16 protein-coding genes, 1 tRNA gene and 1 pseudogene are annotated in these 18,713 nt (G+C 65.0%); 11 read left to right on the forward strand and 7 right to left on the reverse strand.

Translation table 11 applies throughout. From position 1 onward, the window contains the following. The first annotated feature begins 1 nt into the window (after position 1). On the forward strand, positions 2-208 hold the full coding sequence (locus LRS09_RS10660) for a DUF1737 domain-containing protein (RefSeq protein WP_257806271.1): 207 nt from the start codon (positions 2-4) through the stop codon (positions 206-208). A 15-nt stretch (positions 209-223) separates the two neighbouring features. Here LRS09_RS10660 and LRS09_RS10665 read toward each other — a convergent pair whose 3' ends face one another. Both LRS09_RS10665 and LRS09_RS10670 read right to left on the reverse strand, forming a co-directional pair. Further along, positions 224-661 carry an NUDIX hydrolase gene (locus LRS09_RS10665; RefSeq protein WP_257806274.1) on the reverse strand — a complete coding sequence of 146 codons (438 nt, stop codon included), beginning with the start codon at positions 659-661 and terminating at the stop codon, positions 224-226. Then, the gene (locus LRS09_RS10670; RefSeq protein WP_085467463.1) at positions 661-1,098 is read right to left on the reverse strand and encodes a metallopeptidase family protein; all 438 of its coding nucleotides are present in this window, start codon (positions 1,096-1,098) and stop codon (positions 661-663) included. Before LRS09_RS10670 ends, LRS09_RS10665 begins: the two co-directional genes overlap by 1 nt. A gap of 162 nt (positions 1,099-1,260) precedes the next feature. Between LRS09_RS10670 and LRS09_RS30000 the strand changes: the two genes are divergently transcribed. From LRS09_RS30000 to LRS09_RS10680, 4 genes and pseudogenes are all read left to right on the forward strand, one after another. Continuing rightward, entirely contained in the window at positions 1,261-2,220 is a 960-nt protein-coding gene (locus tag LRS09_RS30000) for a hypothetical protein (protein WP_308240293.1), read from the forward strand. A 22-nt stretch (positions 2,221-2,242) separates the two neighbouring features. Beyond that, positions 2,243-2,482: pseudogene (locus tag LRS09_RS30005) on the forward strand (DNA polymerase Y family protein); the annotation flags it as partial. A gap of 538 nt (positions 2,483-3,020) precedes the next feature. Beyond that, complete coding sequence (locus LRS09_RS30010) at positions 3,021-3,575, forward strand: hypothetical protein (protein ID WP_308240374.1); 555 nt, start codon at positions 3,021-3,023, stop codon at positions 3,573-3,575. Further along, positions 3,572-6,952, forward strand: coding sequence for an error-prone DNA polymerase (locus LRS09_RS10680; RefSeq protein WP_257806277.1), 3,381 nt, complete (start codon positions 3,572-3,574; stop codon positions 6,950-6,952). Before LRS09_RS30010 ends, LRS09_RS10680 begins: the two co-directional genes overlap by 4 nt. Before the next feature lie 3 nt (positions 6,953-6,955). Here the strand turns inward: LRS09_RS10680 and LRS09_RS10685 are convergent, their stop codons facing one another. The 4 genes from LRS09_RS10685 to LRS09_RS10700 form a co-directional block, all read right to left on the reverse strand. Next, positions 6,956-7,183: a Trm112 family protein gene (locus LRS09_RS10685; protein ID WP_257806278.1), complete on the reverse strand. Its 228-nt coding sequence runs from the start codon at positions 7,181-7,183 to the stop codon at positions 6,956-6,958. A gap of 5 nt (positions 7,184-7,188) precedes the next feature. After that, positions 7,189-7,860, reverse strand: coding sequence for an LON peptidase substrate-binding domain-containing protein (locus tag LRS09_RS10690; RefSeq protein WP_257806281.1), 672 nt, complete (start codon positions 7,858-7,860; stop codon positions 7,189-7,191). A gap of 84 nt (positions 7,861-7,944) precedes the next feature. Then, complete coding sequence (trxA, locus tag LRS09_RS10695) at positions 7,945-8,904, reverse strand: thioredoxin (RefSeq protein ID WP_257806284.1); 960 nt, start codon at positions 8,902-8,904, stop codon at positions 7,945-7,947. Positions 8,905-8,980: 76 nt separating this feature from the next. Beyond that, the gene (locus LRS09_RS10700) at positions 8,981-9,478 is read right to left on the reverse strand and encodes a prolyl-tRNA synthetase associated domain-containing protein (RefSeq protein WP_257806288.1); all 498 of its coding nucleotides are present in this window, start codon (positions 9,476-9,478) and stop codon (positions 8,981-8,983) included. Between the two features lie 228 nt (positions 9,479-9,706). Between LRS09_RS10700 and LRS09_RS10705 the strand changes: the two genes are divergently transcribed. Next, positions 9,707-9,781, forward strand: a tRNA-Gly gene (locus LRS09_RS10705). Positions 9,782-10,200: 419 nt separating this feature from the next. Here the strand turns inward: LRS09_RS10705 and LRS09_RS10710 are convergent. Beyond that, positions 10,201-11,037: an IclR family transcriptional regulator gene (locus LRS09_RS10710; RefSeq protein WP_257806290.1), complete on the reverse strand. Its 837-nt coding sequence runs from the start codon at positions 11,035-11,037 to the stop codon at positions 10,201-10,203. A 149-nt stretch (positions 11,038-11,186) separates the two neighbouring features. Between LRS09_RS10710 and ilvE the strand changes: the two genes are divergently transcribed. The 5 genes from ilvE to LRS09_RS10735 all read left to right on the forward strand — a co-directional run bounded on the left by ilvE (position 11,187) and on the right by LRS09_RS10735 (position 18,406). Continuing rightward, a complete protein-coding gene (gene ilvE, locus LRS09_RS10715; RefSeq protein ID WP_257806300.1) occupies positions 11,187-12,143 on the forward strand; it encodes a branched-chain-amino-acid transaminase in 957 nt (318 codons plus the stop codon). After that, positions 12,140-13,099 carry a TAXI family TRAP transporter solute-binding subunit gene (locus tag LRS09_RS10720; RefSeq protein ID WP_257806302.1) on the forward strand — a complete coding sequence of 320 codons (960 nt, stop codon included), beginning with the start codon at positions 12,140-12,142 and terminating at the stop codon, positions 13,097-13,099. Before ilvE ends, LRS09_RS10720 begins: the two co-directional genes overlap by 4 nt. Positions 13,100-13,187: 88 nt before the next feature. Beyond that, complete coding sequence (locus LRS09_RS10725) at positions 13,188-15,749, forward strand: TRAP transporter permease (RefSeq protein WP_374684905.1); 2,562 nt, start codon at positions 13,188-13,190, stop codon at positions 15,747-15,749. A gap of 430 nt (positions 15,750-16,179) precedes the next feature. After that, the gene (locus tag LRS09_RS10730) at positions 16,180-16,617 is read left to right on the forward strand and encodes a hypothetical protein (RefSeq protein ID WP_257806307.1); all 438 of its coding nucleotides are present in this window, start codon (positions 16,180-16,182) and stop codon (positions 16,615-16,617) included. Positions 16,618-16,648: 31 nt separating this feature from the next. After that, positions 16,649-18,406, forward strand: coding sequence for a thiamine pyrophosphate-binding protein (locus LRS09_RS10735; protein ID WP_257806309.1), 1,758 nt, complete (start codon positions 16,649-16,651; stop codon positions 18,404-18,406). Positions 18,407-18,713 lie beyond the last annotated feature (307 nt).

Consider the following 18,713-nt stretch of genomic DNA (forward strand, 5'->3'; position numbering starts at 1 on the left):
CGTGAAACTCTATCGCTTTCTCTCCGGCCCCGACGATTCGAGCTTCTGCCACAAGGTGACGGCGGCGCTGAACAAGGGCTGGTTGCTCCACGGTTCGCCGACCTATGCCTTCGATGCGGAAACGAAGACGATGCGCTGCGGCCAGGCCGTCTTCAAGGAAGTCGACGGCGTGGACTACGACCCGGGAATCAAGCTGGGCGAGTGGTAAAAGCGGGTCGGGCGGTCAGGCCTTGCCGAGCATCTCGGCGATGTTTTCCGGAAAGATCGTCTCAACGCTCTGCGTCAGTTCGTCGATCGTCCACCATCTCGCTTCAGATATGAAGGCGCGCTCGACGGGATCCGGATTGCGCGAGATGTCGATCTCCGCGAAGGCTCGGACGAGGAAGTAGCGCTCCTCGGCCGCCACCATCTCGCCAGTCGACAGACGGAACTGCGTGTGGCGCACAGCCACCGCCTCGACCACCTCGGCCTCAATGCCGGTTTCCTCCCGCAATTCGCGCCGGGCCGCATCGACAAAGCTCTCGCCCTCGTCCAGTCCGCCACCGGGCGTGGCCCAATAGGTGGTGCCTGCGAGCGGACCGGTGTCGAACCGAAAGCGGAACAGAAGCACTCTGTCGTCCGGGTCGAGCACCAGCAGACGCGCAGAAGGGCGCTGGCGCATCAGGGCCTGTATTCCTGGTCGAGACCTTCCTCGATGCGCGCCATATCGTCGTCGGACAGGCCGAAATGGTGGCCGATCTCATGGATCAGCACATGGGTGACGATGTCGCCAAGCGTCTCCTCGTTCTCGGCCCAATAGTCGAGGATGGCGCGGCGATAGAGCGTGACGCGGTTCGGGCCCTCGCCGGTCGCCGGGTTCCAGCGCTCGGCGATGCCGCGTCCCTCGAACAGGCCGAGCAGGTCGAACGGCGTCTCCAGCGAGAGATCGTCCATGATCTCCTCTTCGGGAAACTCCGCAACCTGGATGACGATTTCCCCGGTCAGCGTCCGGAACTCATCGGGCAGATGCGCATAGGCTTCGAGCGCGAGCATCTCCATATCCTCCAGGGAGGGGGAGAGCTGGTCGCGCCACAGACGTGAATTGTCGATGCGGGCCATGAATGCTCCTTTGGCGGGCCATATAGGGGTTTTCGGGCGCGGATAGAAGCGTTTCCGTCCGAAAGACGGCAGGAATAAATTCTTTGCGAGTCTGCTTGACTCTTCCGGCAGGCTTCGGAATCTATAGGAACAGAATAGGAACATTTGATCGGGAACAGTGCCATGGCCAAGGGCGCCGCGGCGCATGAGGCCGTTTGCGCCCTGCGCCGGGAAATCGCAAGGATCGAGGGCCGTCTGGCGGAAACGCTGGAGACCCCGTCCGACGATAACGCTGCGGTGCTCGCGCGCCGCAATGGGACCGCTTTGCTGCCGCGCATGCCGACCGGCACGCCCCGTTTCGATGCGGCTCTCGGCGGCGGCATTCCCGCCGCCGGCCTGGTGGAGATACACGGGCGCCTCACGCGCGATGCCGGCGCGGTGTCGGGGCTCGCGCTGGCATTTGCCGCACGCGCGGCCGGGCGCCGGCCCCTCGTCTGGATCGCGACCTCCGAAATGATGCATGAGGCGGGCGAGCCCTATCTGCCGGGCATCTCCGCCTTTTGCGGCATCGGTGCCGGGCAGCTTCTGGTGGCTGAGGCGGCGAAGGCCGCCGACGCGCTGTGGATTGCCGAGGAAGCCGCGAACCTCGAAGCCATCGGCGCCGTGCTCCTGGAGATGCGCGGCAACCCGTCCGCGCTCGACCTGACGGCGACACGGCGGCTGCACCGGCGCGCCCTGGCGGCAGGCCGCCCGCTCTTCCTCCTCCGCCATGGCGCCCAGGCGCAGCCTACCGCCGCACCGCTCCGCCTGGTCGCCTCGCCCGCGCCGGCCGCGCCGCGCCTGACCCTGGCAGGCCCCCTGCGCGGCTCGATCGGCCCGCCCGCCTTCCAGATCTTCATCGACAAGAACCGCCTGTCGCCGCAAGCCACCTTCCTGCTGCAATGGAATGCCGGCCGGCGCATCTTCGAGGAGCCGGACCATGAGCTTGCCGCAAAGGATACTTGCCATCTGGCTGCCCCTCCTGTCGCCGGACAGGGTCTTCCGTCAGAGGTTCGGGAGAGCGTGGCGTTTCGACGGAGCAAAAAGGGGGCCGCTCCTCTTCAGCACGCGGCAGAACAATACCCAGCGCGTCGGCGCGCTTGACGAGGAGGCGGCCCGTCTCGGCCTGCGCCAGGGCATGGGAATCGCCGATGCGCGCGCAATGCATCCCTCGATCGAGATCGTCGAGGAAGACCCGGAAGCCGACCGCCAGTTGCTCGAAAGCCTAGCCGACTGGTGCGATCGCTATACGCCGCTGGTCTCGATCGACGGCGACGACGGTCTCTTCCTCGACATCACCGGCTGCGCACATCTGTTCGGCGGCGAACGGGCATTGATGAATGATCTGCTCGCACGCTTCCGCCACCAGGGCTTCGAGGCGCAGGCAGGACTTGCCTCGACGCCTGGCGCCGCCTGGGCGGCCGCGCGCTTCCGCAGCCCCGTCGTGATCGCGCCGGGAACGGAGGCGGAGCTTCTCGCGCCCCTGCCGCTCACGGCGCTGCGGCTCGATGCAGGGACGATCGCCGGTCTGAAGAGCGTCGGCCTGCGGACCGTTGCGATGGTGATGGAGGCCCCCCGCGCGCCCATCGTCCGCCGGTTCGGACCGCAGGTCGTCCTGCGGCTCGATCAGGCGCTCGGTTCCGTCGACGAGGCGATTTCGCCGCGATTGCCGGTGCCGCCCCTGTCGGTCGAGCGTCGGCTTGCCGAACCGGTAGACCGCATGGAGGACATAGAGAGGCTCGTCCTGCTCCTGTCCCAGGCGTTGAAGCCGCATCTGGAAGAGCGCGGCGAAGGCGCCGAACGGCTGGAACTGATCCTGTTCCGCGTCGACGGCGCGGTAAGCCGCATAGCCACCGGTTCCGCCGTCCCGCTGCGGGAATCATGGCGCATCGCCAAGCTGTTCCATGAACGGCTTTCGGCTTTGGAAAACCGTCTCGACGCGGGGCGGCTTCGATCTTGCGCGCCTCGCAGTGGTATCCACCGCACCCCTCGAAGACCGGCAACAGAACCTGTCCGGGGACACGGCAGCGCACGAGGAAGATGCTGCCTTCTTCGCCGACCGGGTGCGCGCTCGTCTCGGCAGCGCGGCACTGGCCGAACCCGATCTGCGGCAGAGCCACATTCCCGAACGGGCAACGAGCGTCGCCGACGCGCCGCTGGCAAAGGCGATTCCCGCCGGCATGGCGGAGCGGCCGCTCCGGCTCCTGCGGCGCTCCGACCCGATCGAGATCATCGACGGCGCCAGTCTCGATTTCCGCTGGCGACGGATCGATCATTCCCTGCACGGCAAGGAAGGACCCGAGCGCATCTCTGCGGAATGGTGGCGCGATGCGGCGGCCGGAACCCGCGACTACTATCGCATCGAAGACCAGGACGGACGGCGCTACTGGATATATCGCGAGGTTCCGCAGGCAGCCGGCGAAGCGCCGCAATGGCACATGCAGGGTCTCTTCGCATGAACGCTCCCGTCTCTCCCGCCTATGCCGAGTTCGGTGTTCGGTCGAACTTCTCCTTCCTGCAGGGAGCTTCGTCCGGAGAAGAGTTGGTGCTGCAGGCGGCCCTCCTTGGCCACGCCGCGATCGGGCTCGCCGACCGCAACACTGTGGCAGGCGTGGTCCGCGCCTGGCAGCAGGCCAGGCAAACGGGCATTCCTTACCACCCCGGTGCCCGCCTGGTCTTCGCCGACGGCACGCCGGACGTGCTCGCCTATCCACGCGATCGTGCCGGCTGGGGTCGTCTCTGCCGGCTGCTGTCTCAGGCCAATCTCAGGGAGGAGAGCGAGAAGGGGAATTCCTTGGTCTATCTCGCCGACCTGCTCGAATGGGGCGACGGCATGTCGCTGGCGGTGCTGCCGCCGCTCGTCGATGTCGAGGCAGAGCTTCTGCTCCTCCGCAGATTGAAAGACAGGTTTGGTCCGGCGCTACGACTGGCCGCCGTGCCGCGTTTCGGCGGCAACGATGCCTGGCGCCTCGCCCAGGCGGACGCAATGGCGAGGACGACCGGCCTGTCTCTGATGGCCACCAACGACGTGCTCTATCATGAACCCGGCCGACGCCATCTGCAGGATGTGTTGAGCGCCACCCGGCTGAAAAGGACCGTGGCGGAGGCAGGGTTTGAACTGGAGGCCAATGCCGAGCGCCATCTGAAATCACCGATGGACATGGCCCGTCTCTTCCGCGGCTACCAGCATGCGATCGCCGAGACGATGCGCTTCGAGCAGGAGCTGAAATTCTCTCTTACCGAACTCAAATACAATTATCCCGATGAACCGACACGCGATGGGGCGACACCTCAGCAGGAACTTGAACGCCTGACCTGGGAAGGCGCGGCATGGCGGTTTCCCAATGGGGTCAAGGACAAGATCAGACAAACGCTAGAGAAGGAACTGCAGCTCGTCGAGGAAATGAAATATGCCGGCTACTTCCTGACCGTGCACGATATAGTCCGAACGGCGAGAGGCATGGACATTCTATGCCAGGGTCGAGGCTCTGCCGCGAATTCGCTGATCTGCTACTGCCTTGGCATCACCGACATCGGCCCCGACCGGATGGAGACCCTGTTCGAGCGCTTCATGTCAAAGGAGCGCGGCGAACCGCCGGACATCGACGTCGATTTCGAGCATAGCCGCCGCAACGAGGTGATCGAATACGTCTATAGAAAATACAACGAGAAACATACCTCGCTGGCCGCCGCGGTCGTCACCTACCGCTCACGCTCGGCGATGCGCGAGACGGCAAAGGCACTCGGCCTGTCGGAAGACACGATCACCGCCCTGTCTTCCTCGACATGGCGCTGGACCTCCGAAGGACTCGGCGCGACCGAGGCGCGAGATGCCGGCCTCGACATGAGTGATACGCTGACGAAGCACCTCTTCGACAATGCCAACGCGTTGATGGGTTTTCCGCGTCACCTCTCCCAGCATGTCGGCGGCTTCGTCATCACCAAGGACCGGCTCGACGAGATCGTTCCGATCATGAAGACGGCGATGCCGGAACGGAAGATGATCGAATGGGACAAGGACGATCTCGATTCCGTCGGTCTCTTCAAGGTCGACATCCTCGCGCTCGGTATGCTGTCCTGCCTGCGCCGCTGTTTCGAGCTGCTCAAAAAGCATTATCCCGAACGCCGAGAAAAAGACCTGGCGACGATCACGGAAGGTGAACAGGCGGTCTACGATATGATCTGTCGCGCCGACACGCTGGGCGTCTTCCAGATCGAAAGCCGTGCGCAGATGACCATGTTGCCACGGCTGCAGCCGCGCGAGTTCTACGATCTCGTCATCGAGGTGGCGATTGTCCGCCCGGGACCGATCCAGGGCGATATGGTGCATCCCTATCTGAGGCGTCGCGAAGGCAAGGAGATACCGGACTACATCAAGCCGGAGCTCGAGGCGATCCTGAAGCGGACACTCGGCGTGCCGCTGTTCCAGGAACAGGCGATGAAGATCGCCATCGTCGCCGGGGGTTTCTCCCCTGACAAGGCCGACAAGCTGCGTCGCGCCATGGCGACATTCCGGCGCGTCGGCACGATCGGCAAACTGCGCGACGAGATGATCGAGGGCATGGTCGGCAAGGGCTATCCGCGCGATTTCGCCGAACGCTGCTTCAAGCAGATCGAAGGCTTCGGCGAATACGGCTTCCCCGAAAGCCACGCCGCCTCCTTTGCCCTGCTGGTCTACGCCTCCTGCTGGTTCAAGGCCTATTATCCCGACGTGTTCTCGACTGCGATTCTGAATTCCCAGCCGATGGGATTCTACGCGCCATCGCAGCTGGTCCGCGACGCGCGCGAACACGGCGTCGAGATCAGGCCCGTCGACGTCAACTGTTCGGACTGGGACTGCACGCTGGAGGAGACACCGTTCGATCCCTCGCGGATTGCGCCGCGCCACGCCTCCATGGCGGGCGTCATCCGCGCGCGCCATGCCGTCCGCCTTGGGCTGCGGCAGGTCAAAGGCCTGGCGAAGAAGGACATGGAGCAGCTTATGGCCTGCCGGGGCGCAGGCTACGATTCAGTGCGCGACCTCTGGCTGCGCAGCGGCCTGCGCGCCGACGCGATGGAGAAGCTCGCCCAGGCGGACGCTTTCCGTTCCCTCGGCCTCGACCGCCGCGAGGCGCTGTGGGCGGTCAAGGCGCTCGACCGCAAGGGAGCGGCAGAGCGGCTGCCTCTGTTCGATCAGTTTCGGATCAGATTGCCCGATCTCGAGCCCGAGACGAGACTGCCAGCCATGCCGCTCGGCGAACATGTCATTCACGACTATCGCTCACTTACCCTCTCGCTGAAGGCGCATCCGGTATCGCTTCTGCGCGAGCGCCTCGCGACCGCGGGCATCGCCCGCTCCGCCGCGCTGGAGACGGCCGCCAACGGCCGGCGCGTTAGCGTCGCCGGCCTGGTTCTGGTTCGCCAGCGCCCCGGTTCAGCCAAGGGCGTCATCTTCATGACCATCGAGGACGAATGCGGCGTCGCCAATGTCATCGTCTGGCCGAAGACATTCGAAACCTACCGCGCCATCGTGCTCGGGGCGCGCTTCGTCAGCGTAACCGGGCGCGTCCAGTCGACAAAGAGTCCCAAATCCTCCACCGCCGTCATCCATGTCGTGGCCGAAAGTATCGAGAATCTGACGCCGTGGCTCTCCGACCTGTCAGAGGAGGCGGACGGCATCGACAGCCTCGCCCACGCGGACGAGGTCCGCCGCCCCGTGGTGGAACAGCGCGACCGCATGTCGCCGCGCTCCGCCATCGGCCGGCTGATCCGAGCGCATCCCGAGCTTGGGCAAGAGTTTGAAAAACTCGCCGCTGAAACCGGCAAGATCATGCCCAAAGGCCGCAACTTCCAGTGATCGTCAGTCCCGCTGCTTCCTGCGTGCCGCAATCTCGTCCTCGCCGAGCTGCCGCGCTTCGGAGGGCAGCATAATCGGAATTCCCTCGCGCACCGGATAGGCGACCTTCGCCGAAAGCGAGACCAGCTCCTTCCTCTCGGCGTCGTAGGAGAGCATGCCCTTGGTCAGCGGGCAGCAGATGAGTTCGAGCAGTTTCGGATCGATGACCGTTTCGGCAGCGCTTTCAGGCATGTCCGTCACTGCAGACTGGAAGAGAAATCGTCACGCTCGCGCGCGAGCGACATCTCGGTGATGGCGATCAGCGTCTCGGCCCGCGTCTTGAGGTCCGGTGCCTCGAGAAGCGCCTGCTTCTCGGCGGCGCCATAGGGCGACATCATCGACAGCGCGTTCACCAGCGTGGCATTTTCCGCACGGCTGATGTTGTCCCAGTCGGCTTCCAACCCGTTCGCTTCGAGATAGCTGCGGAAGCACTTGAGCAGCGCGGCCCGGTCCACACGCTCCGCACCCTTGTCTTCGTCCAGATCGGCCAAAAACGGCATCAGCCGGCAGCGGCGGTAGGGAGTCCTGACCGGGAGTTCCTCGGTCACGCGGAAGCGGCAGATTCCTTGCAGCGAGACGAGATAGCGGCCATCACCCGTCTCAGCGAAGGAGGTGATGCGGCCCAGGCACCCGGTTTCGCACAGTTCCGGCTCACCGTCCTCGCGCAGCGCCCCATCGAGTCGCGGCTGGATCATGCCGATCAGCCGCGTCGAGGCCAGCGCGGCGTCGACCATCTCAAGATAGCGCGGCTCGAAAATGTTCAGCGGCATCCGCCCGCCGGGGAGCAGAAGCGCCGCCGTCAGCGGAAACACCGCCGCTTCCTGCGGCAGATCCTCTTGCCTGCGATAGAATGCGTTGCCGGCCTGCACACCGATACCTTCGCCGAGAATGAGCGGATCAGGACTATGTGGGGCGCTCCGCCTGTTCCGCAAGAGCGCCGACAGGAAGGCCGCTCAGGAAAACAACAGCGACGAAAGCTTGCGGCGGGCGGCCAGCGTCGCCTCGTCGGTCATGCCCCAGGCCTCGAAGAACTGGAGGAGTTGCTTGCGCGCGCCGTCCTCGTTCCACGTCCGGTCGGCCTTCATGATCTCCAGCAGGCAGTCCGCCGCTTCGGTCCGCTCGCCGCGCGCATTGTGCAGCATGGCAAGGTCGAAACGCGCCTGGTGATCCTTGGGATTGGCCTCCAGCCGTCGCAGCAGGTCGCCCGCATCGCCGAGTTTTTCAGCCTGCTCGGCAAGCGCGATGCGCGCGGTAACGCCTGCGATCGATGCATCCGACCGCTTGTTCTCGGGCGCCGTCTCGAGCACCGATCGCGCGGCATCGATCTGGCCTGCGTCGATCAGCAGCCCCGCCAGGCCAGCAATGGCCGCCAGCGTGTCCGGCGCCACCTGAAGGATCTCCTGGTAGATATCGGCAGCCGTCTGGCCGTCGCCGGCCGCAAGCGCCTCGGTGGCCGCTGCGAGCGCCGCCTCGATCTGCGCTCCGGCCCCGCCCGGCCCCGCCACCCGGTCGATGAACTCGTTGACCTTGCTTTCCGGCAGCGCACCCATGAACCCGTCCACCGGCTGGCCATCCTTGAAGGCGATGACGGCGGGGATCGACTGGATGCCGAGCTGCCCTGCGACGGCAGGATGGTCGTCAATGTTCATCTTGACCAGCTTGACGCGCCCGCCGGCCGCCTTGACGGCCTTTTCGAGCACCGGTGTCAACTGCTTGCACGGTCCGCACCACGGCGCCCAGAAATCAACCAGCACCACCTGGTTGCGCGATTCCTGGATCACGTCCGCCGAAAAGCGTTGAGTCGTGGTGTCCTTGACCAGATCGCCCTTCGGTTCGTCCGGCGACGCGCCGAAGCTGACATTGGCCGAATACTGCGCGCCGGCCGGAGCGAACGGATTGTTGTCGGTGCTCATTCGGTGGCTCCCTTAGAGACGGCGCGGCGGATGACCTGAATTGTCGTCAGGCCCGGCGACGCGCCACATGTGGCGATCACTGTCCGACTTTCAAGATGGCGGGGTCGTGGCCGGTCGCGCGCATGAAACGCACGAGGTCGCCCGGTGCGATGGATGTCGTCGCGGTGTTGACGAGCGGATGGCCGTTGACGATGTCATGCGACATGAGCTCCTCGTCGAGAATCGCCTTCACCTGACCGCCCTCGTCGTTGATGACGCCGAAGGCCGTCACCGCGCCGGGCACGACGCCGAGATAGTCCATCAGCTTTTCGGGGTTGCCGAAAGACACCCGGCTCGCCGCTCCGATCAGCTGATGGATCGACTTCAGGTCAACCTGCGTGTCCTCTCCCACAGTGACGAGGAAGAAATTGTCCTTCTTGTCCTTGAGGAACAGGTTCTTGGTGTGACGCCCGCTGATCTCGCCGCGCAACGCCTGCGATTCGGCGACGGTATAGAGCGGCGGGTGCTGTCTGGTCGTCACCCCGATCCCGAGAGCGGAAAGGAAAGCGAACAATTCGTCTGGTGTCTTGGGCATGGCGTCGATGCTCGTGTGCGTGCCTGCTCTAGGCCCAAACCGTGCCGCTGCCAACCCGCAACCTGCCACGCTTGCGGGGCAAGATGCGGCGTCTTGCGCGACAACTCAAACCCGCCCCGCAGCTTTCCGTTCGATCGGCAACTGCATTGCACAATACATGATTTCCCTGTTGCATTCCCCCCGCGCTTCGGCCATATAGGCGCGGCTTTCGGCCTTTGGGCCGTGCGAGCGGGTGTAGCTCAGGGGTAGAGCACAACCTTGCCAAGGTTGGGGTCGAGGGTTCGAATCCCTTCGCCCGCTCCAGTTCCTCTAGGGAAATCAAGCGATTACAACGAAACCGCCGAGAGGCGGTTTTGTCGTCTTTGGCGTGGACCACGCGGTGACCACCAACACCTGCCCGTGGAAAAAACCGTGCCGCGTTCCCGCGACATGTGGCGGCTCTCCCATTGTGCCGGCGAATCCAAAGATGACGCGGGCGGTGTTACCGGCGGTTACATTATAAAACGGTTTGACCGGCCGCTCATCGAGATGGCTGACCGCGTGTCGGATCACATTCTCAGGACGATGCTAGGAGTGCAGATCACGGCGGAGATTGTCATCTTCCGGCCGAGGTCGATTTCCCGCATGCGAAAGACCGCTGCTCCAGGCGAGAAGCGTGAAACCCAAGCGGTCCAAGATCCAGAAAAAGCGTCGGAGGAGTATTCAGGAGTCGAGAGAGTATCTCACGCCAGATGTACCCGCGTCGTCCCAATGCCGGCGTCGAGCATTGGCCGGATTTCATCCTCCAGTCTTTGGCGTTCCTCGACGACCATGGAGACGACATTCTCGCGTCGCGTACCCGTGAGGCGAGGCGTCACCGCCGTAACGTGAATGGCTCCGGCCGGCTGGCCGTCGGATCTGCGCAGCGCCACGGCGACTGCCGCCATGCCAGTCATTTCCGCCATGTCCTTGTAGATGTGCGTGTCGCTAAATGCATATCCATGCTGGCGGGTGAAGGCGACCATGTCGCGCAGCCTGTCGTCGCTGAATGCGTAGCGCAACCGCTCCGCCTGCTGCTGCGCCATCACGCGCTCGATTTCGGGGTCGCTCATGGCCGCCATGATCGCCATGCTGCCCGCGCCGACGCCAAGCGGGCGCTGGTCGCCGACATTGAGCGTCAGCACCTTGATGGGAAACGTGCCTTCGCGTGAATCGAGGCATACGGCATGGTCGCCGATCTTCCCGACGAGATAGACCGTATCCTGCGTCTTGCGGGCCAGCCGCGTCAACGCCGGCTCGGCGAGCTTGGCGATGCCGAACCGATTGCGCGCGGCCGAGGCCCAGCTCAGCAGGCGGATGCCGATGAAGTAGCGGCCGGTTTCCTCGTCGAAATCCACCAGGCCCTGGTCCGCCAATCCGTTCAGCAGGCGGTGGGCCGTCGTCTTGCCCAGTTCTGTTGCCTCGACGATGTCGGTCAGGCGAAGCCCGTGCGCCGATGCGCGCGACAACGTCTCCATGATGATCATCAGCCGCTCGGTGCTGCGCGGCGCATCTCCGCCTTCTGTCGTCTTCAGTTCCATTTTTTTGCCCTTCTGAGAGCGGCCTGATCCGTTCAGCTATCTTAAAACTTTCCCCCTCTCAAGATTCCCGGCCCGAATCCGGCGCAGGGTGGATTGACGTGTTCCGAAAAATATAACATCAATCAAGAAAATTGGAACTCGACAGCTTCATGAACACGGCAAACTTCCTCGCATCCCCGGCATCGCGTCGCACCGCAAGCGACCGCATATGCTACATCGACGGCGGCTTCGTGCCCGAGGCCGAAGCGCGTGTCTCGGTATTCGACCATGGCCTTTTATACGGCGACGGCGTGTTCGACACGGTCGTGGCGTGGAAGGGCTCGCTGTTCCGGCTGGACGACCATGTCGCACGGCTGTTTCGCTCGATGAAGGCTGTGGGGCTGGACGTCGAGTTTTCCGGCGACGACCTCAAGGCGCTGACACTGCGGGCGGTCGTCCTCAACGGACTCCGGGACGCCTACGTGAAGTGGATCGTCACCCGCGGCTCCAACGACACGCCGCTGATGGACCCGGCGGGCTGCCACCCGAACCTGATCATCGTTGTCCGCCCCTACATCGAACGCTTCACCGCGAACGCCGACAAGGGCATCAGCCTGAAAACCGTCGCGATCCGCCGCACGCCGGCGCAATGCCTCGATCCCGGCGTCAAGAATCTCAACTACTTGAACCTGATCCTGGCCAAGATGGAGGCCAAGGCGGCGCAGTGCGACGAGGCGCTGATGCTCGACTTGCAGGGCAACATCTGCGAGGCGCCGGGATATAACGTCTTCGTCGTCGAGGGCGGGCGGCTGCTGACGCCGAACCGCGACATCCTCGAGGGCATCACGCGAGCGAGCGTGCTCGACCTCGCGCGATCACGCGGCATCGAGACGTCGGAGCAGGATATCGGCCTCTACAGGGCCTACACCGCCGAGGAAGTGTTCCTGACGAGCACTGCGGGTGGGTTGATCCCCATCACCAGGGTCGACGGCAGGACGATCGGCGCTGGCCGGCCTGGCCCGGTCTACGCGGCGCTCTCGCGCGCCTACGCCGAGATACTGGGCTCACCCGAATGGGGCGTGCCGGTCGAAGAACCAGACGAAATCGCAACGGAGGTACTGCAATGAGACTGCTTCATGCCTGCCTGGGCGCTGGTGCGCTCGCCCTCATGTCGACCGCAGCTCCGGCGGCCGACCGCTTCGTCACCATCGGCACCGGAGGCGTCACCGGCGTCTATTATCCGGCCGGCGGCGCGGTGTGCCGGCTGGTCAACGCCCGCCGCGCCGAGCACGGACTGCGCTGCTCGGTCGAATCGACCGGCGGATCGGTGTTCAACGCCAACGCGCTCAAGCGCGGCGACCTCGAACTGGCGATCATCCAGTCCGACTTCCAGGCCTACGCCTATGAAGGCACGAACGTGTTCGAGACGCCGTTTCCCGAGATGCGGGCGCTGTTCTCGCTGCATGGCGAGCCCGTTCAGCTAATGGCGCGCACGGATGCGGGCATCAGCGGTTTCGAGGCGCTGAAGGGCAAGCGCGTCAACATCGGCAATGCCGGCTCCGGTCACAGGGTCATGATGGAACTGGTCATGGCGCATGTCGGCATAACCAATGCCGACTTTGCGCTGACTTCGGAGCTTGCCTCGGCTGAGCAGGCCTCCGCGCTGTGCGACAATAGGATCGACGTCGCCTTCTGGGCAGCCGGCGTGCCCAACGGCTCCACCCAGGAAGCCGCCGCCACCTGCGCCATCTCCCTCGTGCCGCTGGAAGGCGAGTGGATGGACAGCTTCCTGGCGCAGAACAAGGCTTACGCGGCGGAGATCATCCCGGCCGGCGTCTACCCCGGCGTCGATGTGGACGTGCCCACCTTCACCGCGCGGGCGACCGTCGTCACCCGGGCCGACATCGCCGACGACGACGCCTATGAGATCGTCAAGTCGATCTTCGAGTCCCTCGACGACTTCAAGCAGCTCCATCCCGCTCTGGCCAATCTCGACCCCACGGCAATGGCGACGACGGCGCTGACGGCACCGCTGCATCCCGGCGCCGAGCGCTACTTCCGCGAAAAGGGCCTGCTCCAGTAGGTTCCTCCGCGGGAATGCCGTCTTGGCGTCCCCGCGGTGATCGCAGACCATCCCTCGCCCACCGCAGGAGTCCGCGTTGACCGTCATCATGAAAGCCACGCAGAGCGACATCGAGGACTATGCGATCCGCGCCGAGTTCGGGCAGCGCGCCCATGCGGGAGCGGCAGGCCGGGTGGTGGCGGCGGTGGCGCTGGTCTGGTCGCTGTTCCAGCTCTGGTATGCGTCGCCGCTGCCGTTCGTCGTGGGCTTCGGGATGTTCAACGACGCCCAGGCGCGCCTGATCCACCTCGCCTTCGCGCTCTTCCTGGCCTTCGCCATCTCGCCGGCATGGTCGCGCTACAGCGAGCGCGTTCCGGCGATTGACTGGCTGCTCGGCCTGGTCGGCGCGGGAACCTGTCTGTTCGGCCTCTACTTTTTCCAGGCACAGGCGATGCGGGCGGGCCTTCCCTCATTCGCGGACCTGGGGATCGGTGCCGTCGGCATCCTGCTGGTGCTCGAGGCGACGCGCCGGTCGATGGGGCCGTTCCTGGTGCTCGTCGCGGTCGTCTTCCTCGCCTATTGCTGGCTCGGGCCTTTCATGCCGGAGGTTATCCAGCATCGCGGCGCGTCGCTCACCCGCATCATCGAACACCAATGGCTGAGTTCGCAGGGAATTTTCGGCGTGCCGCTCGGCGCCTCCGCGACCTTCGTCTTCGTCTATGTGCTGTTCGGAACCGTCTTCAACCAGGCCGGCGCAGGCAACTACATCATGCAGCTTTCGCTGGCGTTTCTCGGGCATCTGCGCGGGGGGCCGGCAAAGGTCGCAGTCGTTTCTTCGGGACTGAACGGCCTGATTTCCGGCTCCTCGCTGGCGAACGTGGTGGCGAGCGGCATCTTCACCATTCCGCTGATGAAGAAGACCGGCGTCTCGGGTGTGAAGGCGGGCGCCATCGAGACCTCGGCGTCGATCAACGGGCAGATCATGCCCCCGGTCATGGGCGCGGCCGCCTTCATCATGGTCGAATATGTCGGCATCCCCTATGCCGAAGTCGTTCGCCACGCCTTCCTGCCTGCCGTCATCTCCTACATCGCGTTCTACTTCATCGCCCACATCGAGGCGCTGAAGACCGGCATCGAGCCGCTGCGCAGGGCCGGCGGCCGCTCCATACGCGGGACGCTGCTGCGCTATGCGTTCGGGACGAGCGCGACGATCGTCGTGGTCGGAGCCATCTACTATGCACTCGACGCGGTCGCGTTCGTCTCGGGCAGCTATGCGCCGGCTGTGCTGGGGGCGCTGGTTCTCGCGCTCTATGTCGGTGGCGTCGCCCTGTCGGCGCGCTATCCGGACCTGCCGCCCGAAGACCCCGACGTGCCGCTCACCGAACTGCCGAACGGCTGGGAGGTGACGCGCACCGGATTGCATCTGCTTCTGCCGGTTGTCGTGCTGGTCTGGTGCCTGATGATCGTGCAGATGTCGCCCGGCCTCGCCGCCTTCTGGGCGACCGTTAGCGCCATGGCGATCATGGTCTCCCAGGAACCGCTGAAGCGGCTGATCCGAAGGCAGGACGGGCTGGCGCCGGCATTCGCCGGCGGTTGCCGCGCAACCGCCGAGGCTCTGGTCCTCGGCGCGCGCAACATGGTCGGCGTCGCGCTCGCCACAGCGACGGCCGGCCTCATCGTCGGCACGATCACGCTGACGGGTCTCGGCCTCATGATGACCGATGCGATCGGCCTCCTGTCGGGCGGCAACATCTATTTCGTGCTGCTGCTCACCGCGCTGGTAACATTGGTGATCGGATGCGGCGTGCCGACGACGGCCAACTACGTGCTCGTGGCGACGCTCATGGCCCCGGTCATCGTCGAGCTGGGCTCGGAAGCCGGGCTCGCCATCCCCCTCATCGGCGTCCATCTCTTCGTGTTCTATTTCGGCATCATGGCCGACGCGACGCCGCCTGTCGGGCTCGGCTCCTATGCTGCGGCCGCGATCTCCGGCGAGTCGCCGATAGCGACCGGCGTCCAGGCCTCCATCTACGGCCTGCGCACGGCCGCCCTTGCCTTCGTCATGATCTTCAATCCAGAGATCATGCTCATCGGCATCGAAAGCATCTGGCACGGCCTGATCGTTACGATTGCGAGCATTGCCGGTTGCCTCGCTTTTACGGCGGCCACGATGCACTACTGGCTGGTGCGCAGTCGCCTGTGGGAGACTTTGGCGCTGCTCGTGGTCGCGCTCGCCCTGATCTATCCTGCTGGCTTCTTCGACTTAGCCTACGAGAAATATCGCGAAGTCCCGGCAACGGAACTAGCGACCCATGTGGAGGCGGCGCCGGCGGCCGGTAGGCTCGTCGTCCGCTTCACCGGCACGACCATCGAAGGCCAGGACATAACCCGGCTGGCCAGCCTGCGCCTCGGCCCGCAGGCGGCGGCGAGCGAACGGCTAGCCTTTTCCGGGCTCCAGTTCTCGGAGAGAGGCGAACGCCTCGTCGTCTCCAACGTCGCCTTCGGCAGCTATGCGGCCAGGCTGCGCATCGAGCCCGGCTTCGAGCTGGCCGCGGTCCTCGTGCCCACCGAGAGACCCAGCAATCTTTGGGTCTACGCGGCCGGCATGCTGCTCCTCGGCGCCGTCGGCTTGATGCAGGTGAGAAGGCGGCGAGCCGGCATCCGGCCATGACGCGCAATGAACGCGGCGTTGTCGTAGGTTGTCGGAGCCGAGTGAACCTGCTCGGCTCGATCACCGACCTTCGACCGGAACATTCGGGACAGCCGGTGCTCGCCGGCTCCCATGGCGGGCGTATCACGGGCCTGTTTGCCGCGGATTTCGGGCTCTCCGGACTCATCTGCCACGACGCCGGCATCGGGCTCGACAAGGCCGGCATCGCCGCCCTCGAAATCCTCGATACTCGTGGAGTACCCGCCGCTGCCGTGGGTCACCTGTCGGCGCGTATCGGCGACCCGGACGACATGTTGAGGCACGGTGTCCTTTCATGCGCCAATCCAAGCGCCAGCGCGATCGGCATCCAGGCGGGAACGACGGTTCGGTCAGCCATGCGCATTCTGCAGGAGCGACAAGGGGGGACCGGCGGTTCTGCAACGCGCCGCCGATGCCGACGGCTATCTTCACGCGCGCGCTGCGCGCAGTGGAGGCCGGCGACTCCGCTTCCACGGCCGTGCTTCTCGATTCTGCTTCGTCTATCGGCCCGCAGGACGAGGGCAAATTCGTGGTCACGGGTTCGCACGGCGGGCTACCCGGAAACTCCGCGACGCGCGCGATCAAGGCCGCGGTCCGGCTCGTGATCTTCAACGATGCCGGGATCGGCAAGGACGATGCGGGCACGCGACGTCTGCCCGCACTGGAACGGCTCGGAATAGCCGGCCTTTGCGTTTCGGCCGCCAGCGCAAGGATCGGTGAGGCAGCGTCCACCTACGAGACGGGCATCGTGTCGGTCTGCAACGCCCTTGCAGGAGAACTTGGCATCCAGCCCGGAGACTGGATCAAGGATCTGCACGCGCGGCTGGCACGAGCCGGTTCGACGGCGTGACGTCCCCCTCCATCGCAACGCAGGAATTCAAATGACCGCGACCATCATGAAAAGCGAAGCCTCAAACAGCACGATTTCCCTCACCGGCGGCGAGGCGATCGTCGAGATTCTGGAGCAGGCGTGCGTTGGACCGATGTTCGGTATGGGCGGGTTCCAATTGCTGCCGTTCTACGACGCAGTTCGCCGGAAGGGGCTGAAGCATCATCTGATAAACGACGAGCGCTGCGGGGCTTTCGCGGCCGATGCGTGGGCACGGATTTCAGGCAGGCCGGGCGTCTGCGACGCCACGCTCGGCCCCGGCGTCACCAATCTGGTGACGGCGCTGGTTGAGAGCTTCAACGCCGGCATCGCCCAGGTGGTCTTCGTCGGCGACACCCACCGCGACCATTCCTGGAAGAACATGACACAGGAGACCCGCCAGCTCGATATATTGCGGCCTGTGGTCAAGGACGTGATCCGCGTCGAGCGGTCCTCCCGGGTGCCGGAGGCGGTCCGCCGTGCCTTTGCGGTCGCCACCTCCGGCAGGCCTGGCCCGGTGGTCGTCGACGTGCCCGAGGACGTCGCGCACGAGAGCTTCGACTATCCGCTCGCAGATTTGTGGATCGACCCGGCTACGACGCGATTTCCCGCCTACAGGTCGAGGCCGGACGCACGCGACATCGAGCGCGCCGCTACCGTGATCGCGAAGGCGAAGCGCCCGCTCCTGCTTGTCGGCGGCGGCATCCACATCTCGCAGGCCTACGATGCGCTGCTGGTCTTCGCCGAAGCCCATGCGATCCCGGTCGCCCATACGCTCTCCGGCAAGGGCGCCATCGCCTGCACCCATCCGCTCTCTGCCGGCCTGTTCGGGCGTTATTCGCGTATCGCCAACGAACTGATCGAGGCGTCGGACTGCCTGATCGTCGTGGGCTGCAAGCTCGGCGAGATCGCGACGAGACGCTTCCAGCTCTTCAACGGTCACGCGCCGGTCATCCACATCGAGGTTATGCCCGAGGAGATCGGCCGCACGACCCGCACCGACCACGCGCTCGTCGGAGACGCACGGTTGGCGCTTGAGGATCTGTCGGTCGCCCTTCAGGGCGAGGCCGCCAAGGCGCGCGCCGTCCGCGTGGACTATGCTGCCGAAGTCCCTGCCCGCATGACAAAGTGGCGCGAGGGCGCGGCGGACCGGCTGCTCTCCGATGAGGTGCCGATCAACATGGGCCGCATGCTCAACGAACTGAACAACGAGATGCCGCCCGAATCCGTACTGGTCGCCGACGGCGGCTTCGCCGCACACTGGGGCGGCCTGCTCTACGACACCAAGACGGCGGGTCGCAGGTTCGTGGCCGATCGGGGCTTCGCCTCGATCGGCTACGGACTGCCCGGCGCGATGGGGGCACAGCTTGCCGTGCCCGGCCAGCCGGTCGTCGCCATCACCGGCGATGGCGGCTTCAACATGACGATCGGCGAACTGGAGACCGCGCGCCGCGCCGGCACACCGTTCACGCTGATGATCGTCAACAATGCCGCCTCCGGCTACATCAAGGCACTTCAGCACGCCATGTATGGTGGCTACCAGTCGTCGGACCTGATCGAGATGAACTATGCCGAGATCGCGAAGGATTTTGGCTGCCACGGCATCCGCGTCACCGATCCGGAACAACTCGCGCCCGCCATCCGCGCCGCCAACAAGGAACGCTCGAAACCATCAGTCATCGACGTCGTCGTCGCCCGCGACCCTGCAAAGATGCTGCCCGGCGTCGACAACCGCACGCTCAAGGTGACCAAGGGCGATCGGCCCGTCTGAGCGTGAATGGAATCGGACGGACGAACGTGAGGATCACATTTCCTGAAAAGTGCATGTCGGGACACCTCCGAGTTCCCGATCAACGTCAGCGCAATGCACACGCTAGCAGCATGAGAACGCGGCGAGCTGCGCTCGCATTGTCCTGATCGGCTGCGGCTGAAGCCTTGCCGATCCCGAGGGGAAACCAAGGGGTCTTACCCCTTTCTCCCCTCAAACGCCGCCTGCGCAATGGCAGGGCCGCCCGCTTCTCAGGTCGGGACATAGCCAGACCCACCCTCAGATTTCCGATCCGAACCGCTCGCCGCGC

The sequence above is a fragment of the Mesorhizobium sp. J428 genome (assembly GCF_024699925.1).
GTDB lineage: Bacteria > Pseudomonadota > Alphaproteobacteria > Rhizobiales > Rhizobiaceae > Mesorhizobium_A.